Source organism: Wenyingzhuangia marina (assembly GCF_900130035.1).
Lineage (GTDB): Bacteria > Bacteroidota > Bacteroidia > Flavobacteriales > Flavobacteriaceae > Wenyingzhuangia > Wenyingzhuangia marina.
In genome coordinates, this window is record NZ_FQXQ01000001.1 from 65241 (window position 1) to 86417 (window position 21177).

The 21177-nt window shown below is 32.6% G+C and carries 11 protein-coding genes; 2 read left to right on the top strand and 9 right to left on the bottom strand.

All coding sequences use genetic code 11. The features are described 5' to 3' along the window. Positions 1 to 10 precede the first annotated feature (10 nt). The 9 genes from BUB70_RS00285 to BUB70_RS00325 all read right to left on the bottom strand — a co-directional run bounded on the left by BUB70_RS00285 (position 11) and on the right by BUB70_RS00325 (position 16816). Positions 11 to 1711, bottom strand: coding sequence for a fasciclin domain-containing protein (locus tag BUB70_RS00285; protein WP_073117691.1), 1701 nt, complete (start codon positions 1709 to 1711; stop codon positions 11 to 13). A gap of 13 nt (positions 1712 to 1724) precedes the next feature. Continuing rightward, positions 1725 to 3224: a RagB/SusD family nutrient uptake outer membrane protein gene (locus BUB70_RS00290; RefSeq protein WP_073117692.1), complete on the bottom strand. Its 1500-nt coding sequence runs from the start codon at positions 3222 to 3224 to the stop codon at positions 1725 to 1727. Positions 3225 to 3242: 18 nt separating this feature from the next. Beyond that, positions 3243 to 6524, bottom strand: coding sequence for a SusC/RagA family TonB-linked outer membrane protein (locus BUB70_RS00295; RefSeq protein WP_073117693.1), 3282 nt, complete (start codon positions 6522 to 6524; stop codon positions 3243 to 3245). Positions 6525 to 6526: 2 nt separating this feature from the next. Beyond that, complete coding sequence (locus tag BUB70_RS00300; protein ID WP_073117694.1) at positions 6527 to 8794, bottom strand: fasciclin domain-containing protein; 2268 nt, start codon at positions 8792 to 8794, stop codon at positions 6527 to 6529. A gap of 510 nt (positions 8795 to 9304) precedes the next feature. Continuing rightward, positions 9305 to 9631 carry an L-rhamnose mutarotase gene (gene rhaM / locus BUB70_RS00305; RefSeq protein WP_073117695.1) on the bottom strand — a complete coding sequence of 109 codons (327 nt, stop codon included), beginning with the start codon at positions 9629 to 9631 and terminating at the stop codon, positions 9305 to 9307. Between the two features lie 2 nt (positions 9632 to 9633). Further along, complete coding sequence (locus BUB70_RS00310) at positions 9634 to 10641, bottom strand: family 43 glycosylhydrolase (protein WP_084730163.1); 1008 nt, start codon at positions 10639 to 10641, stop codon at positions 9634 to 9636. 10 nt (positions 10642 to 10651) lie between these two features. Then, entirely contained in the window at positions 10652 to 12040 is a 1389-nt protein-coding gene (locus tag BUB70_RS00315) for a sulfatase family protein (protein ID WP_229742999.1), read from the bottom strand. Positions 12041 to 12186: 146 nt separating this feature from the next. Next, positions 12187 to 13677 carry a RagB/SusD family nutrient uptake outer membrane protein gene (locus BUB70_RS00320; RefSeq protein ID WP_073117696.1) on the bottom strand — a complete coding sequence of 497 codons (1491 nt, stop codon included), beginning with the start codon at positions 13675 to 13677 and terminating at the stop codon, positions 12187 to 12189. 22 nt (positions 13678 to 13699) lie between these two features. Beyond that, entirely contained in the window at positions 13700 to 16816 is a 3117-nt protein-coding gene (locus tag BUB70_RS00325; RefSeq protein WP_073117697.1) for a SusC/RagA family TonB-linked outer membrane protein, read from the bottom strand. A 443-nt stretch (positions 16817 to 17259) separates the two neighbouring features. Between BUB70_RS00325 and BUB70_RS00330 the strand changes: the two genes are divergently transcribed. Then, positions 17260 to 20007, top strand: coding sequence for a glycosyl hydrolase (locus BUB70_RS00330; protein WP_073117698.1), 2748 nt, complete (start codon positions 17260 to 17262; stop codon positions 20005 to 20007). A gap of 27 nt (positions 20008 to 20034) precedes the next feature. Next, on the top strand, positions 20035 to 21156 hold the full coding sequence (locus BUB70_RS00335; protein ID WP_073117699.1) for a glycoside hydrolase family 88/105 protein: 1122 nt from the start codon (positions 20035 to 20037) through the stop codon (positions 21154 to 21156). The last annotated feature ends 21 nt before the right edge of the window (positions 21157 to 21177 follow it).

The following is a 21177-nucleotide window of genomic DNA, read 5'->3' on the forward strand; positions in this document are numbered from 1 at the left end:
ATTAGTTTTTTTATTGATCGATTAGTCCATCTCCTCCAGACTCGAACTTAGGATATAACTGATCCATATCTATTGGTCTAAATTCAACTACATCAAACCAACTAGCCCCACTTGCACCTGTCAATGATTCAAATCTTATTTTGTGTCTTCCTGTAGTCTCTACATTTATAATTCCTAATAATTTACAGTTAAATTCTGACCTACTTGGAGAAATATGACGTTTATAACCTTGTGACTCTAAAACTCTTTCCGCTTCACTCTGATTACTATATTCAGTCATATTTAAAGTTCTTGCTAACGCTACATCATTATAGTACATTCTAACAGAATTAGGTGCTCTACGATTCTGTCTGTAAGACACCCATACTTTATATTGTCCTTTAATAATTACTGGAGTGGTAAATTCAAGGTTATTAATGTATCCTGTTCTTAATCTATAAGCCTCAAACCAGTCTCCATGCCATCCTGCAGCATTTTTATCACCAATTCCTGCTGCAAAATATGTAACGGCAGGGCTACCCTCCCATGTTACATCTGCTAATTCAGCATCAAACAAAGATGCCCCGTTACCAGGTTTTCTAAATACCCCACTCAATTTTCTAAACTCTGGTTGATCAGCCAAATCAAAATAAACAGGAGCAGGTAGCCTTTTCTTAATAAAGAAGTTCTCATCAACATTATGTAAAACACCATTTGAAGTTGTTATATCACTTGATGCTCTGTTGATAGCCACCCCTTTTTCTAATACACCATTAAAAGTTTCTTCATTTAGTAAAATGGTATCTAAAGCCAATTTCACACCAATTACTTCTAATGGGGCTTTTGTTAAAACAGCCTGCGTTACCGCTAAATCTGCCATATAATTTAATCCTGGCACTATTCTATACGCTACAAATAAATTAAGACTATCTGCAGGGTTGGTTGGATCATTTAAATGACTATACTTAGCTTTTAATTCTGCATAACTATTAATATTGTCTTTAGCAAAAACTTCATTGGTCTGAGCCAATACAGTTAAATGACCTGTATAAACAATTTCTGTTTCATCATCAACAATAATTTCATTACGTACTAAAGGTTGATTTAAAGCATCGTACCAATTTGTTTCATGAATAGCCTCTGCTAAAATTGAAAGATTTGGATCACTATCAATAGTCTCAGCTAATGTTTTCACGGCAACAATTAATACTTTATCGATTACATGAATAATTCCATTTCCAACTTCATAGTTTGAAATAACAATTTTAGCTTCTTTATTTACAACAACGCTAGAAATACCTTCATCATTTACAGCTCCAGTAATTAAATACTGACCTTGTAAAGTTGGACTTGCTATTTTTCCATCTGTAAACTCGGTAGTTGTTATCTTTTCTTCTAATACATGTAATTTAGCAAGTTCTTGTAAATCCGTTAAAGGAACTTGATCTATTGATGTGTAATTATTATCAACTAGGTAATTCTCTATGGCATTATTTGTCGGCAAAAACAAAGTATACGTACCATAAGTATTCATAAATGTATCATATCCTGTTTTCTCTAAAATTTCAAGAAACATAGAATATTCAGGTGTATCCCTTAAGTACTCAGTAATATTAGGAGTTTCATCTGTAGTTTCCTTGTATTGTTCTGGCTCACATCCAATTAATAATGAAATTGAACATATCGTCAGAAACATCAACCTAATTATAGGTAATTTTATAATATTTTTCATGACTTATAATTTTTTATTTATAAAAAGGATTTTGTACTAGAGCCTTATTATTAAACAACTCATTTTCGTTTATTGGCATATAATGACTATTAACATCTTGAAGCTTAGCTGTAATAATTTGTTGTTGATTTGCTGGGGCAGACTTTAATGCAATAGCGATGATGATATCTTTATATGCATAATTATCTTTTCTTGCATTTCTTAATATATCAAACCAACGCTTACCTTCAAAAGCTAACTCCCTAGATCTTTCGGCTAAAATATACTCTCTAATTCCAATTTTATCATTTTCCGACACTACTTGCTCAGTTAAGTCTATGGCTTGTCTAGAGAAGCGAATGTCTTCGATAATATCGATAGCTTCTTGACCTCTATCTAATTCGTTTAATGCCTCTGCTTTCATTAAAAGTAAATCAGCATATCTATAAACAAACCAGTGAGTATCTGATGATTGAGAAGGCTTACGTTGTAAGTTATCACTAGTTATACCTGTAAACTTATATATTTCATTGGTTCCTGGAACTAAAGAAGCTCTTGGTCCTCTTACATCAACATTGTTTGCATCATTGTAATCTAATCCAAATACATCTTCTAAAACACTTGCTTCTGCTATAAAGTTTGGATTGTTAGAAAACATCTGGTAGAATGGGGAAAGTATTTGAGTATCATACTGTAATTCAAAAATACTTTCAACAGAATTTCCTCTTGCAAATACTGTGTTAAACCAATCTAAAGTTCTTGAATCAAGCAACTGATAATCTTCACTAGAATTGATTACTTTATCTGCAGCAATCAGAGCTTCATCATATTTTTCTTGCCATAAATACACGTCTGTAAGCATGGTATTAATAGTGTTCTTTGTTATGCGTCCTTTATTAGATGCATTGTCACCATAATCTTCTACTGCTAAAGACTCTGCTTTAACCAAATCAGCCACTACTTGATTAAAAATATCCTCTTGTTTGGTCACAGGAATTTGGAAATTATCTCCATCTGATAATGTAGCTGTTAATACCAAAGGAACGTCTCTAAAAATACGAGACAAAGAAAAATACATGTATGATCTTATTGCCAATACTTCTGAAGTATAGTTATCTAACTGTTCTTGTGTAAAAGTGGGATCTTTCTCCAACACACCTGGTCCAAATGCTAGTACTTCATTACAATAATTAATAATTTCATAAAACATATCCCATCTTGAAAGGCTGTTTGTAGGAAGAATGTTAGTAGTTAACATATCTATCTGGTCTCTTGTTGTAAAAGCCAAATCTACCATACCTCCTCTTATTTCTCCATGAACAAACATCTGCTCTGCAATAGTTCCGCTATTTTTTGGTGCATTTAACATTGCTGTGTACACTCCAAAAACAGCTGCTCTTACATCTTCTTTGGTTTGCCAAAATTCCTCTCTAGTAGTTCCATCTTCTGGATTTAAATCTAAATAGTCATCACATGATGTTAGATTTAAAGATGCTATGATGATAGCATATATATATATAATTTTTTTTCGCATGATCTAATATTTTTTTTATTAAAATCTGGCAGATATTCCGACAGTAAATTTACGTGGTACTGGAGTTCTTGATTTATCTACCGCTATTCCAAACATGTCTCCACCTTGCATACGCGTATCAGGATTCTGTCCACGATAATTTGTAAAGGTGTAAATATTATCTACAGTAAAGAACATTGACAAGTCATCCATTTTTAATCCTTTAAGAACTTTTTTATCAAAACTATATCTTAAACTAGCTGTTCTAAATCTTAAAAAAGAAGCGTCTTCTACATACCTATCAGAAGCTAACCAGTTAAACCCTCCTCGATATATAGCTCTTGGCATATTGGTTACATCTCCAGGATTTCTCCAACGAGACAACACTGCTGTACTTTGATTGTCAAAACCATACATATTTGTAGTATACATATCTGTTTCATTAATCACATCATAATCTAAACGATAGTTAAAAAACAACATTAAACTTAAATTCCTGTTATATTTTACAGTAGTTCCAAAACCTCCTGTAAACATAGGATTACTGTTTCCTAAATACACAACATCTTTACTATCTATGTTACCATCATGATTTATATCTTCATAAATTGCATCTCCAGGTTGAAAAGTATAATCTGTATTAGGATAATTAAATCTCATATATACATCTTGCCCGTTAGGGCCTACAATTACGTTCCCTTGAGCATCTCTAGCTTTTGTTGCTTCTAAGTCTGTATATACTCCTTTAAATTTATATCCGTAAAAAGATCCAAAAGGATTGTTTTCCTTCACATATCTCTTATAAGATCCATTTTGTTCAGCACTTCCCGCTTCTGCAACCAAATATTCAGATAATTCACGAACTACGTTTTCATTTCTAGAAATGTTAAAGTTAAAGTCCACTTGCCATTTATCTGATTTATATGGTGTTGATTGTAAACCAATTTCAAAACCTTGGTTATCCATAGTTCCAACATTTTTATAGCCTAAAGAGCTATAACCTGAGGATGATGGAATTGATAAGTTTTGGAATAATAAACCTCTAGTACGGTTTTGATAAAATTCTACATCTAAAGAAAATCTATAATCAAATAACCTTGTGTTAAAACCAATATTCTTACCTGTTAAAGTCTCCCACTGTAAATCATCTAACTGAACATTAGCTGAATATACTCCATTTTCTCCTAAATAAGTATTTCCAAAAGTATTATATTGGTTTTGATAAATATAATTACCACCTTTACTAGGCACCCCTCCTGATTGCCCTATACTAGCACGTAAACTTAAATCGTCTACAAATTTTAAATTCTTCATAAATGGTTCTCCAGAAACTCTCCATCTGGTAGATAACGAAGGAAACGAAGCAAATCTTCTACCCGGTCCAAACTTAGAATCACCATCTGTACGAATCCCTACATTAAATAAATATCTATCTAAAAGTCCATATTGAGCACTAAATACGGCAGCCACATTTCTGTGAGTACCACTACCACTACCTATACCTCCTGTGTTTGTTCTAGAAGGAATAGAAGGATCTCTTAACAATACTGATGCAGAATTAGAAGTAGTTGCTATATAACCTTCACTTTGGTATTGGTTTGTTTGAAAAGATGCTAATGCTGATAAGGTATGAATATCTGAATTCATTTTAGGCGTGAAAATAAAATTCGTTTTTGTTTGAATTCCCAAACCATCAGAGTTTGATTCATCTACCAAGTTCACAATACTTTCAGTAAATGGTCTACCCGTTGCATTTTGTGGTAAAAATCTTTTTCTCTTAACACTATTAAAATCAAATTGTAAATCAAAAATTGTTTTTAACCAACCAGGAACAAGATCCGCATCTAATCTAAATTTAGGAATAATACGGTTATCTTCTTGTGTATTTTGAGCAAACTCTATCATAGCCAAAGGATTATAAGTCCCTGGATAAGACCCTTGAATGTTATTTTCAGGAGAAAATAAATTTGGAGTTAAATTCCCTTGTTCATCATACTCATAAATACTCATGTTTGGCATTTTTTTCTGAGCAACTCCTCTAATTAAATCACGATCTTTAGATCCATCTGTATAATTTCTGTCATTCTTTGAAGTTGTATAAGATAAATCTGCTCTAAACCTAATTCTATCAGAAACTGTATAATCTAAATTTAAACGACCATTTAAACGTGTATAGTTTGCTCCTTTGGTTACTCCATTAGAATCATAAAATCCAACTGAAGCATAGTACCTAGCCTTATCTCCACCCCCATTCATGGTAATATTATGATCTTGCGTAAATGCTGTTTGGGTAATAGCATCTACCCAATCTGTATTGTTTGAATAATTTTTATACCAATATACCTCCTGAGGATCATACTGAAATTCTTTTACAGTTAAAGTATTTAAAGGAACCCCTATACGGTTCATATACGCTTCAGGAATTAACTGAGAATATTGATCTCCATTTAACATTGGAATCTGTTCTGGCAAAGACTGCATGGTTCCTCTATATGAATATTGAAATCTTGGTTTACCAACAGCTCCTCTTTTCGTATTAATAATTAAAACCCCACTAGCAGCACGAGCTCCCCACATAGCTGTTGCAGCAGCATCTTTTAAAATACTAATGGTTTCAATATCACTTGGAGCAATATTTAACATTGCCGCATATCCTTGTTGATCAGCAGTACTAAAATTAAATCCTTCAGGAACCGAAGTTTCAAGAGGCATACCATCTACAACAATTAAAGGTTCTGAACTACCATTAATAGAAGAAGTACCTCTAATACGAATTTGCATTCCAGCACCTGGATCTCCAGAACTTGCTGTAATATCCATACCAGGAACACGCCCTTGAAGTTGCTCCGCAATAGAAGCCCCTTGAACATTCTCAACCTCTTTTGCATTAATCGTAACAACACTTGTTGTTAAATCACGTTCTGCAATATTTAACAAACCACTCTCTGGTGTTTTTTTAGCTACCAATTCAATTTCATCTAAATCAGTAGATGAAGAAATCATGGCTACAGTCATCAATTTGTTCATTGATGGTTTTACCTTTTGAGTAGCATATCCCATATAGGATACTACTAAATTACTTACTTTATTTTTAAATCGGATCGCAAAATTACCATCAAAATCTGTTACTACAGCTGATATAGTTCTATTTTCTGCATCTTGTTCTGTTACTGTTGCACCAAGTATTGGTTCATTGGTCGTTGCATCAATTACTGTTCCCCTAACCAACATAGTACCTTCTTGAGCAAAAAGCTTATTGGTTGTTATTGAAATAACAATAAATGAAAAACAGTATAATAAGTTTTTTATATTATGTTTCATATTTATTCAGTATATAATAGATAGTTATCAACTAAGTGAATTAAAGTACGATTGGCAAGGTTATTACTCTGTGCTGGAATAAAACTAGCCAACCTATTTCCATTATCTGTAAATATTAAGTCACCTGGGGCACTTGCTATATTTACATATGTCTTTTCACCTAATTCCGTTTTAAGTAAAGTTTCTGACAATCCATTTACCAAACCATCATCAGAAGCAGTTCTAGTAGCTATAATGTGATACTTAAGAAAAGTAGCTATCTGCTCTTCTTCGATCACATCTGCAGCTGAACCAACCGTTGGATCTCCTGGCAATACACCATCTAATACAGCTTGTTCAATTGCAGCATTGTTTGGAATTATAAAAGTGTAAGAAGTTCCTAATTCTACCCCATCTATAGAACCTACTGTATTATCAAAAATTGGACTATTATTTAAGTAATTATAAAAATATTCAAATTCAGATCCTGGTTGAGTTGCAAGAGTTTGTAATACAGCTCCTGGGAAGTTCTCAGCTGGTTGTAACAAATTATCTATATAATAAGTACGCCCATTAGATTGTTCTTCATATCTAGGTTGCCCAGTAGAGGCATCTATTTTTAAATTTACACGATTTCCTAATTCATCATTTCCAGCAGTCCAAAGTTGGTTGTTTTCCCACTTTATGTATTCTCCAGCTAAATCAACATCTCCAGATCTAATAATACCAGAACCTGAAAGATCATCTAACTCACCATTTGGTGTTGGTACTATACCATTAAACAAAACTCTTAACAATCTATTTCTTGCTAAAGTCCCTCTAACTTCATTTCCGTTTATATCTACATAAACCCATTCTGTTCTATTAATATCATAGTCAAAACCTAATTCCCCTAGAACAGTATCTGAAGGTAAGAATAAAGTATAATTACTATAAATATTACTTATAATCTCCTTATAGCCAGAACCATCATTAAACAAACGTGTTGCTAAAGTAAACTCTGGATCTAGATAAGCAGATGTATAAACACTGTAAAACAAATTTGATTCTTGAATTTTATTAGTACCATAAAAGAAACCATTACTTAAGATTTGTGCATTCTTTTTTTGAGTTACAGGATCAATATCAATATCGGCATTTAAATCAATACGAATATCCTCTTCTAATGCATTACTAAAACCGGCTGCTTTTGATGGCCATACAGAGTTCTGAACCATATGCGCATTAAAGAAATCTTCAAATACATATTTTGGTAATTGATTTAAAGATGTATAGTTTTTTAGCAACACTTCATCTATAAAAGTTTGAAGCACTGTATTGTTTGGAACAAATAAAGTATACCCGTCAGTTTGAGCATCGTTATCATCACTTTTTAAATAATTTTCATTATTTGGAGAAAAAATTAAAGCTGGATCATATGTTTTCAACAAAACCTCATCAGTCTTACCCGTGTAGTTAAAATAAGCTGTTGTAGCATCTTGATTTACAGGATATTCAACAAGATGCTCCTCTAATAATTCTCTAAAAAGACTATAATTAGGACTTTCTTGTAATTTCTTATCTAGGCTAGGTAAAGGCAATAATACTTTATTTGACTCATGAATAATACCATTCTCAGCTACAATATCAGCATTTATAACCTCTGCATCTAAAACATTAAACCCCATATAATTAGCATCTGGATAAAAATAATTATAATCAGAAGCTCCTAATCCATTAGCTGTCATAAATTCATCCATGAAATAAGAGATATGTTTATTATTGTTATCTCCCGACACATATGGAATACTTCCTTCAGCATTATTTCTGTTTGACTGAATTAATACTTTATTCCCACTACCTACGGATACATTTTCTTCATAACCAACATAATAAGCAGTTCTTCTTTTAAAAGCCATATCTTCCATCCAACCAGCTGGAGATTGATAATCGGACATTCTTTCTGTACGAAAGGCATTGTAAATTAGTGCGTATTTAACTATTTTAACAGCTGTAGTATCTTCAACAGCAGCTGCATTAGCATAACCTTGCTCTTGAAAAAATTCAGCAAAAGCTGCATCATTAGGAGCTATCATTGTCCAATAACCAGATTTACCTAAAATATCTTTATATCCTGCTTTTTCAATTAATGCAGTTAGACTGGTAAAGTTACCACGTGCCACTAATTGTTGATAAATAGGATCTTCAAGGCTGTCTGGTCTTTCATAATACTTATTTACCTCATCTTTGCTACAGCTAGTAAAAAGAATTAAAGGCAAGAAAAGCAAATAATAGCGTATCATTTTCTTCATTATTTGTTATTTAGATTAGTTAGTTGTTTAAATTAATTTAAGCTTGTACGACCTTTTCTCATTCTACCAGTAGATCTGGTATAGAGAAAAACATAAGAATTAGAAGATTAGATCGTCATTTGATTTTTCATCGTCTAGATAGTTGTTTAGTTTAGTTATTAAAAGTTGTTTAGTTTAATCGTTTATTTCAAAGTAAACGATTAACATCAAAAGTATTAAAACTTATAGCTTCACCCCGTCCTGCACTATCCTGTTATCTTTACATTTTTACATTTATTACATGCTTTTTTTTATGATTTCACTAAACGAAATCGTTTATTTATTACCAAATAATAACCTATAAGCTTAAAAAACAAGATTCGAAAACTCCAAACATTAACGATATCTAATGACTATATTTATTTTTATTTCCCTTAATCAAGGATTAATGAAACAAGAAAAAGGGTGTAAATAATAAACAATCATCTACACCCTTGTATGGAATATTTTTCTCAAATATTAAATTTTGCTTTAATCCATATGAAAAACTTCTTTTAAAGGTTTTTCTACAGGGGAATTATCTGGGTTGGTATCCATAATATCTCCCATATAAGCCCACCATTTTTTTACTATAGGATGATTTGGCAACAAGCTACTATCAAAATCCTTATTAAGTTTTTGTACTGCAAAAAGAATCAAAGTTTCTTCATCTAAAAAAATACTATAATCTTGAATCCCTGATTCAGACAATAGTGTTTCTAATTCAGGCCAAATTTCATCGTGTCGTTTTTTATACTCTGCCTCAAATCCAGGCTTTAACTTCATTTTAAAAGCATTTCTAACTATATCTTTTTCCATTTTTATGGTTTTAAATTTATTTGTACAGGCAAATTACGATTGCATATAATATTTCCGTTTAAATATTCTAATTCCGCTACTTGAATAGAGGTTCTTCTTGTTTGGGTGTTATCTTTCCCCTCATTTTCTGCAGTTCTACCCGGATGTGTAAAATAAAAAACATAAGCACTACCATCGTTTACGATTACATCTGGATGTCCACCTTTTACTCCATCATCTTTTCCTGTTCCAGGCATTTGCAAAATATTTTTCTCTTGTCTTTTCCAATCAACAAAATCATCTGAAGCATAAACCCCTAAACCTTTCCAAGCATCGTTCATCATCCAATTTTTTCCTTTCCATGTAAAAACCACAGGTCCTTCCCCTCTATCTTTAACTACTTTTACTCCACTATCTACCCAATGATATAAATCTTTACTATCAGCATAATAAATAGATTTTCCATCATTTTCATTGTTGTAATACATTCTGAAAGTCCCATCAGGCAACTGAAAAACATCCGCATCTATACATCGCTCTGAAGCTAGGGTTAATTTTGATTGATATCCCCAATCCATTAAGTTTTTGCTAGTTAAATGAATAATATATCTGGGGTGATACCAATCTTTAAAAATACCTGGCACAATAGTTAAATACATATGATAAGTATTTTTGTACTTAATTACCTCAGGAGCCCAATAAGTAACATCTTTTAGATGATAATTAATATTACAAGTATCCTTATAAGTCCAATGCGCACCATCGGTAGATTCTGCAACCCCAATTTTAGTCCCGTGAACCCAATCAATTCCTTTAATAGAAGTATCATTGGCTCTTCTATTGGTATAAAACATCAACCATTTTTGTTCTTCATCACTCCAAATAATGGAAGGATCTGCTGCCCCATCAAAAACAGGATCTCTAAACAATGGCTTATCAGCAATATTCTTTTCGTTATGCTGTGCTTTTATAGAAACCGAACACATCACCAACAAGAACATCAAAATAACTTTATATGATATTTGATACATTTTAAAAATCTTATTTAAGTTCAACATTTACTGTTTTATCGTCTTTTACAAATTGATTTTGCAATAATATTTTTAACCTTACCAACACCTCTGGTTTTTGATTGACTAAATCTTGTTTTTCTTCAGGATCTTCATCAATATTGTATAATTGATATAAAGCAGCAGAACCATCTTTATGTCTTGTTCTAATAATTTTATAAGGTTGATGAATTAAACTTTCCTGTTTATGCCCTCTTACATAAATATCATGATTGGTTTTAACTTTAGCATCCGTAATAGATGGCCAAACATTAACACCTTCAACATCTTTCGGAATCTCTTTATTGATTAATGATAAAATGGTAGGCATTACATCACTAACAGACATATAGTTCCAATTTTCTTGATTCTTTATATGATTTTTCCAATACACAATTGCAGGAACTCTTATAGCTCCTTCATAATTTGAAGTTTTCCAATCTTTTAACGGATAATTACTTCCCAGTACATCATTTGCTTTAAACTTTCCGTTGTATTGATAGGTTGGATTCCAATCTTCCATCGCTCCGTTATCACTCATAAATACAACCAAAGTATTTTCTTCTAAACCTTCATCTTTTAAAGTTTTTAACACTTTACCAATACTATGATCTAAATGAGACATGGCTGCTGCAAAATCTCTACGAGAATCATTTTTAATCGTTTCTAAATACGGTTCTTTCCATTTATCTTCTTCTTGTAAAGGAAAATGGGGAGCACTGTAAGCCAATTGCATATAAAAGTTTTTAGCTACATTTCTTTTCTTAGTCATCCATTCAATCGCTTCTTTGGTAACTAAATCTGTGGTATGACCTTCTTCTTCAATCATGTTATTATTTCTATACCAACTTGCATCACCATTTTTATATCTGTGTGTATATTGATCTATTTGACCATGAAGAAATCCATAAGAATAATCAAACCCGAAAGCATTTGGACCATTAGAAATATCTAACCCTAAATGCCATTTACCAAACAAAGCATTTTCGTAATTGTGCTTTTTTAAAGCCTGTGGCAAAGTAGTAATAGAATCTGGCAAAGTTTTATTACTTTTTCCACTAATGGGAGCTACAACACCAATTCTACTAGAAGGCATTCCTGTTAACAGCGATACACGAGAAGGAGAACAAGTAGGGTTTGCATAAAATCGATTTAATTTTACTCCTTTACTAGCCAAAGCATCAATATTGGGTGTATTGATTTCGGAACTATTATAACCAACATCATTCCAACCCGCATCATCAGCAATGATGACTAAAACATTTAATCCTTTTTCTAAAATATCCACATTAGCTTTTTTTGATTTTTGTTGACAAGCAGTGAATACCGATAAAAAAAGAAATGGTAAAATTTGATAATATTTCATTTTAACTCTAGTCATTTTATCTTGTTTTTAACAAAACTGACGATAAATCTATAATAATAAAAACTACACGGTATCCTGCACCATACTGCTATTAACAACAAAAAGCACCACAACCCTGAGGCTATGATGCTTTTCTAATTAACATAAACTAACTATCTATACTAGTTATATCCTTCATTTTGTTGATACAATCCTTCTTTTACCGTAATTTGATTAGACGGAACAGGATAAATGACAAAATCTTCTTTCATGGTAGCAATTTTACCCGAAACATCATCGTTTGTAATCCACGCATTCATCACTTGCACTACTTTACCTGTACGAACCAAATCTGCCCATCGGGTATTTTCCCCTGCAAACTCCAATCTTTTTTCAGCCAACAAACCATCAATATCTACATTTGCTAAATTCCCTACTAAACCTGCTCTTGTCCTAATGAAATTCACAGGTGTATCCACATCTGTTTGTCTTCCTGTATTACTCATTAAAATAGCTTCTGCTCTCATTAACTGAACATCTGTATATCTTATTACAGGATAATTCAACCCCCAGTCAAACCTATCACGACCCTTAAAATTTAAATCTATATACTTTCCATAAAAAGTAACATCATTAAATATATTATTTTCATCAGTATAACCATCTATTATAGTAACATCATCTCTTACATCTAAAAGATCATAGCTATTGATTAAATCTTCTGAAACTCTTTTATTATCTTCTCCATTAGTAAATCCTGCCCCATTAGCTCTCAAATAAGCATCAGGAACTGTAATAGATGGATAATCTGCCCCTACTTCTGCACCTGAATTATATTGAATATCAAAAATAATTTCTGAATTATTCTCATTATCATAATCAAAAATAGTAGCATAGTCATCTTCGTAATCAAACGGACCGTTGTTAATAACATCGTCAAATAGGTCGATAGCTAAATTATACTCTCCACTATTTAAACCAGGCCCTTCTATTCCATAAGTAGGTCCAGATTTTGTTAAATAAACTTTCCCTAACATGGCTTTTGCTGCCCAAGAAGTGGCTTTCCCTAATTGATTTCCAGAAAAACTAGGAGGCAACAATGAAATAGCTGCATTTAAGTCTGAAACGATTAAATTGTATATTTCAGAAACATCACTTCTCCCTATTTCTAATGTTTGAGCAGGCGTATATACTTGATCTATCAAAGGAACTTTCCCAAAAGTTTTCACCAAATCAAAATAGAAAAAAGCTCTTAAAAACTTAGCTTCTCCTTCCATCCTTTCTCTAGTAGCCTGATCTGAAACCACATTATCATTTAAAGACTCTAAAATGGTATTTACCCTTAAAATCCCCTCAAAATTAGTATCCCAAACATCACTTAAATAAGTATTGGTAGCAATGCTATTATCTAAATTATTAACAGGCTCAAAAGGTCTTACTCCTGTCTCTGTAATTGCATACATATTATCAGACCTTACTTCTTGCAAGTGAAATTGAGTATCTGGAAAAAAACGTAACGTACTATAAGCTCCATTTATAGCTATTTCAAACTCCTCTGTATTTGAATAAAATCCATTAGCTCCCAAATCTGATATTGGAGACTGATCCAATTCATCCGTTGAACACGAAACGAACCAAATGGATAAAATCGCTGTTATAAATATATTTTTCATTTGTGTTGTTGTTTTTTTGTGATTAAAAAGTAAAGTTTAAACCTGAAATAATTGATCTTGATAACGGAAACCCTCCATAATCATCTCCACTACTATTTACTGCTTCTGGATTAAACCCTCCAGAGTACTTATCACCTCCAAACCAGTTTTCCATAGTTACATACACTCTTAATCCTTTTATACTTTTACTTTTTAAAATAGCTCCTAAATCATACCCTAATGTAATATTTCTAATTCTCCAATAATCTGAAGAGTACAACCAATCTGTATTCTTAATTCTACCAAAACTTCCATTTACCTTTCCTTCAACTCCCGCACCAGGACTTTCTGCTGAACGCCATCTATCTCTAGCTCTACCAACAGTATTCTCAACAAACCCCATGCTTGTTCTATTTATAGCCCTACCAAAAGTTGAGTAAATTAATCCCCCTTGTTGTCCTTGAACCAATACAGACAAATCAAATCCTTTATATTTAAAAGTATTATTAACACTCCATAATAAATCTGGATTAGGATCTCCAGACAACTGCCTATCTTCTGGTCCTATAGATCCATTACCATCAAAATCAACATATTTATGATCTCCAGCACTTTGATTCCCTAAAGTTGGATATCCATTATCTATATCTTCTTGAGATAAAATTCCATCTCTTTGTACCAAAAATAAAGTGTACATTGGTAAACCAACTTGTAATACATTGTGTTGAATATCAAAACTACCTCCATAGATTGGTGAATTGTCTGGTCCTAATTTTTTAACTTCGTTTTGGTTGCTACTCAAATTAATATTAGTTGTCCAGTTAAAATCACCTGTAAAGTTTCTAGTAGTTAATTCCAGTTCCCAACCTTTGTTCTGCACTTCACCAATATTAGTTACTGCAGAACCAAAACCTGAACTTGTTGGAACTGGTACATTTAACAATAAATCACTATTGGTTTTTACGTAGTAATCTAAAGACGCATATATTCTATTATTTAAGACTCCTACATCCAATCCAATATCGTATGTTTCGGCAGTTTCCCAACTTAAATCTGCATTGGCAGAATTAGAAGGAACCTGACCTGGCATTGAACTTCCTCCTAATGAATAATTAGAAATTCCCATAGTAGCAATACTTGCATAATCTCCAACTCCATTATTTCCTGCAACTCCCCAACTTGCTCTTAACTTTAAGTCTCTAAAAACGTTTTGGGTTTTCATAAACTCTTCATTATTAATTTTCCATCCTAATGAAGCTGATGGGAAAGTACCCCACTTGGTGTCTTTACCAAAATTTGAAGAACCATCACGTCTAATACTTGCCGTTAGCAAATAGCGATCATCATAACTATATTGTGCTCTACCAAAGTAAGACATTAAAACTCTTTTAGTTTCCGAAGTATAAGTTCCTCCCTGATTAATACCATTAGCAGCATTTAAGGTTGTTATGTAATCCGTAGCAAAACCTCCAGCAGATTGTATTCTTTGCTCATCAAATTTATAGGTACTATAAGATCCTCCTGCCAATAAGTTTAAATCATGTTTATCATCAAAAGTATTATTATACGTAACAGTATTTTCATTTACAAAACTTTGTCTTCTATATGTTCTATGACGAGCACTTGCTGTTCTGTTTCTATCTGTAAACCCAGGTGTAAAAAACTTATAACTACTGTCAGAATTATCAAAGTTCAAAGAAGACTTTACCTCTAACCCAGGAATTACTTCGTACTTACCAAACATTGTTGCTAAAGTTCTAAACAACTTGGTGTCTCCTGTGGTGTTTTGAACATATCTTACTGGACTAGGCCTACTAGCCCCCCAAGTATAAACCGTATTATCTCCTGTATTATAATCAACACCGTCTTCATTTACTGGTGTTGCAGATACCGCTAAGTGCAATTGCTGATCTTTTCCTTCAACTCCTGGGTTACTAGCAATAGAATATGACGGAGCTAAATTCACCCCAAAAGTTAACTTATCGTTTGGAGAAACCTCAACATTAGCTCTTGCAGAGTATCTTTTATACCCTAAACCAATAGCAACTCCTTCTTTATTTAAATGATCAGCACCTACATAATATTTTATATTATCTGTACCTCCTCTTGCAGATATTTGATAGTTCTTTACCAAACCTGTTCTAAACAACTCATCCTGCCAGTCAACAAACTCTAAACCCGGATGACCTGGCATAGCCCATCTATCATCTTTTATGAAATTACGATTAAAACTACCTAAAATAGCTTCTCTTTCAGCACTAGTTTGATTAGCATTTCTACTCCCATCAGTTACAGAGTTCACCCAATTGTAATCAATAGCTTCAGAAGCTCTTTCTATCCACTCCTCCGAACTTAATACATCTAATTTTTTTACGGTTTTATTTACCCCTACATAAGTATTAAAATTGATAACAGGTGCACCACTTTTCCCTTTTTTGGTAGTAATTAACACTACTCCGTTAGATGCTCTTGACCCATAAATAGCTGCTGCCGCTGCATCTTTTAACACTTGGATAGATTCAATATCGTTAGGACTAATATTGTCCAATGGATTTCCTGATCCATATCCACCTGATGTACTTTGTGTTTGTTGATCTATCGGAAAACCATCTATTACGTATAAAGGCTGATTACTTGCAGATATAGAACCAGCACCTCTTACCTGTACATTAAATCCCTGACCTGGAACACCACTAGTCTGAACTACTCTAACTCCAGCCATTTGCCCAACCATTGCTTGATCTACAGCTGCAACTGGACGTTGATCTAATAAATCTGTTTTCATTGAAGCAACGGATGATGTAATATCTCCTTTTTTCTGAGAACCATACCCCACAACTATAACTTCATCTAAATCAGTACTACTTGCTTTCATAGTAAGATTATATGTAGTAGAACTCCCTATTAATCGCTCCTTAGTTTCATAACCAAGATAAGAATACACAAGAGTTTGCCCTTCGGAAACTAAAATACTATAATTCCCATCAAAATCGGTAGCAGTACCACTATTAGTACCTTTAATAACTATATTAACTCCAATCATTGGTAAACTTGAGGAGTCTAAAACAGTTCCTGTAATTGTTTTTTGTTGTGAATAACTTGATGCATGGATTAAAACAAGCATCAGAAAACTCATCAACAAAGTTCTTTTGTTTTTCATATTATAAAAATTTAGTAATTGTTTCATCAAAACTATTTATTACCAACTAGTAGGCTATCCTGTACATTCCTGTATACCCCCATACAAAACCAGTGTGAATAATACACTTACCAACAGTAAAGCCTTATATTTTAAAGAGATGTAAATTAATTAAAAACTTAAAAAAAAATTAAATCAATTATTAATTTAACAAAAAAACCAACAAAAAAAAACAAAAAACACAAAAAAAACAAAAAAAAACATAATTAAACACTAATGAATCGCTACCGAAATTAAATCTATTGAGCGATGACAACAAAACACTATAACTCCAATCAATACAGGAAAGAACAGGACACATTATAAAACCAAGTTTAATAGTTTTATAATCTCATTATTGGTATGTGTTTTTTGAACTATTATTAAAAAACCATACCTTTTATCTAAATTTCTATAAACACATAATGAAAATAAAACTCAGTTATATTCCTGTACTTTTTTTGATATTAAATACAGTAGGTTGTTCAACTCAAAAGAAAGAAACAAATAACCCAAATTTAAATAAAAAAGCTTGGCCAGAACAAACTAACACAACAAAACCATGGACACGCTGGTGGTGGATGGGTAGCGCTGTTGACAAAGAAAATATAAAACAGAATCTAATAGATTTACATAATGTAGGAATTGGTGGTGTTGAAATTGCTCCTATATACGGAGTAAAAGGAGAAGAAGATAATTTTATTGATTATTTATCTCCTAAATGGATGAGCATGTTAGATTACACTGTTAAAACTGCTGATAGCTTAGGAATGCAGGTAGATTTAACCTTAGGAACAGGTTGGCCATACGGGGGACCTCAAGTAACTCCAGAGTTTGCAGCAACTAAATTAGTAACCGAAAAGTACGAAGTTAAAAAAGGAACTATTTTTAATCAAGAAATTATAGTCACAAACGAAAGAGACAGAAAGAACGCTACCCTGCAATACGTTTTAGCATATGGCGAAAAGGGCGACTTTATAGATTTAACTTGTGAATTGAAAAACAACTCTTTGAAATGGAAAGCTAAAAAAGACAATTATACTATTTATGCTGTTTTTGAAGGAAAAACAGGACAAAAAGTAAAAAGAGCTGCTCCAGGTGGTAGTGGATTTACACTTGACCATTATTCTACTGATGCCTTAAAAACATACGTAAAACCTTTTGATGATGCTTTAATTGGTTTTGATGGTAAAATAAGATCTATTTTTAACGATAGTTACGAAGTTTACGGAACTGATTATACACCAAAATTCTTTGAAACTTTTGAAAAAAATAGAGGATACGACTTAAAACCCTACCTTCCTTTATTGTTGGATAAAAACGATACAGAAGAAGGAAACAGAATCAAAAGTGATTACAGAGAAACCATTTCTGATTTATTAAAAAACTTTGACAACCACTGGACTGCATGGGGAAATAACAAAGGATTTAAATCTAAATTACAAGCTCATGGTTCTCCTGGTAATTTAATTGATTTATACGCATCTGCTGATATTCCAGAATGTGAAACCTTTGGTTCTATGCCATATGATATTCCTGGATTACGAAGAGAAAAAGAAGATATTAGAGACGGTGATGCAGATCCTGTAATGCTTAAATTTTCATCCTCTGCTGGACATATTTCGGGAAAACCTTTGACTTCATCAGAAACATTTACTTGGTTAAGAGACCACTTTAAAACCGCTGTTTCTCAATGTAAACCAGAGGTAGAAGATTTACTTTTAAACGGAATCAACCATGTATTTTTACACGGAACTACTTATTCGCCAAAACGTGCTGCTTGGCCAGGTTGGAAATTCTACGCTTCGGTAAACTTTAACCCAAATCTTACGATTGGTGAAGAAGAAGCTCAATTATTTTCTTATATCGCTAATTGTCAATCTTTATTACAATCGGGAACTCCAGACAATGAAAATTTATTGTATTGGCCTATTTATGATACTTGGGGTAAAAACTTAGACGGAACTTTGTTTTTTGAGTTTAAAATTCACTCATTAAAAAAGTGGCTACACGGTACTTCTTTTTATGATACTACTAGAAAGTTGATGGACAAAGGGTACGGAATGGATTTTATTTCTGACAACTTCATCAAAAAAGCAACTTTTGAAAATGGAATGATTCATTTACCTGGAGGAAGCTACAAAACTTTAATTATTCCGGCTTGTACAAATATGCCATTGGCTACTTTAGAAAAATTAATCGACCTTAAAAAACAAGGGGCTAAAGTTATTTTTGAAGGATTGCCAAGCTCAGTTCCTGGGTTTAACGATTATCAAAAAGAAAACAACAGGTTAGAAAAATTATTAGTCAAAAATAAATCTATCATCTATCCTACTAAAGATGTTTTTGCTGATTTAAACGAGGCAAACGTACAACCAGAAAAATTGGTTGAAACTGGATTAAAATTTATTAGAAGAGATGACAATGGAAATAAAATTTACTATTTGGTAAATCACACAGCCAAAGCAGTAGATCAATATATTCCTGTAAACATTAACAACAAAGAAGTGATTATTTTTAACCCAAACACTTCTGATTACGGTAAAGCACAAACAAAAAAACAAGGAGATATTACTTTGGTTAAAGTACAAATAAAACCTGGTCAGTCTTTATTTTTAAAATCTGAAGATACTTCTGATATTAAAAATTGGTCATACTTTACAGCAACAGATAAAACTTACAAAGTTGAAGGTAATTGGGAAATTTCATTTTTAAGAGGTGGCCCAAGCATCCCAAAAACTGAAACCATTTCTGAATTAACTTCTTGGACAACTTTAAGCAAAGAGACAGAAGGTTTTTCTGGAACTGCTAAATATCAAATCACTATTCAGAACCCTGATGAAAACGTTCAAAACTGGTTATTAAAATTAGGTGATGTTAGAGAAAGTGCTAAAATTTGGGTAAACGGAAAGTACGTTGGAGCTTTATGGTCTAATCCTTTTGAAATGAATATCGGATCGCTTAAAAAAGGAGAAAACACCATTACTTTAGAAGTAACCAACTTATCTGCAAACAGAATTAGAGCCAAAGAAATGAGAGGTGAAGAATGGAAAAACTTCTATGAAATTAATATGGTAGACAAAGATTACAACAAATTTGATGCAACCAAATGGAAACCTATGCCATCAGGTTTGTTAGGCCCTATCACTTTAACTCCATTAACAAAAAATTAAATCACACAAATATTAAAAATATATCACATGAAAAAACACATCTTACTTGTATGTATTTCTGTCCTGAGTCTTCAAACTGCATTTAGTCAAATTTCTGACAAAAAGAAGGTTTTAGAAAAAATGCAACTTGCTAATGAATATTTTATGAACAAATGGCAAGATGTAGGAAAAACCATTATTACAAACAAAGAACGCCCAAGTAATATTTGGACTCGTGGCGTTTATTATGAAGGATTAATGGCTTTGCATGAAATTTATCCAAAAGAAGAGTATTACAAATATGCATACGACTGGGCTGAATTCCACGACTGGGGATTTAGAAATGGAAATGCCAACAGAAATGCTGATGACTATTGTGCTGCACAAACTTATATTGATTTATATAATTTAGAACCAGATGCTAAAAAATTAAAAAACACAAAAGCATGTATCAATATGCTTTTAAACACTCCTCAGTTAGATGATTGGTCTTGGATTGATGCCATTCAGATGGGAATGCCCGTATTTGCTAAATTAGGAGTTTTAGAAAATGATGATCGTTACTACGAAAAAATGTACGATATGTATATGTATTCTAGAGACAAGCATGGTGATCACGGACTTTACAATCCTAAAGATGGACTTTGGTGGAGAGATGCAGATTTTGATCCTCCATACACAGAACCAAATGGTGAAGATTCTTACTGGAGCCGTGGTAACGGATGGGTCATTGCTGCTTTGGCAAAAGTATTAACCATTATTCCAAAAGATGCTCCACACAGAGAACAATACATGATGGATTTAAAATCTATGGCTCAAGCCTTGGTTCCAATCCAAAGAAAAGATGGTTTTTGGAACGTAAGTTTACACGATCCTAAACATTATGGAGGAAAAGAATTATCAGGAACTGCTTTGTTTGTTTACGGAATGGCCTATGGAGTAAATAACGGAATTTTAGATAAAGAAACTTATTTACCTGTGATAGAAAAAGCTTGGAATGCCATGATTAAAGATGGAGTTCATAAAAACGGATTTTTAGGATATTTACAATCTACAGGAAAAGAACCTAAAGATGGACAACCTTTGTCTTATGATAAAATACCTGACTTTGAAGATTACGGTTTAGGATGTTTCCTTTTAGCCGGTGCCGAAGTTTACAGAATTAAATAATTACAAAAAACAACTATCTTT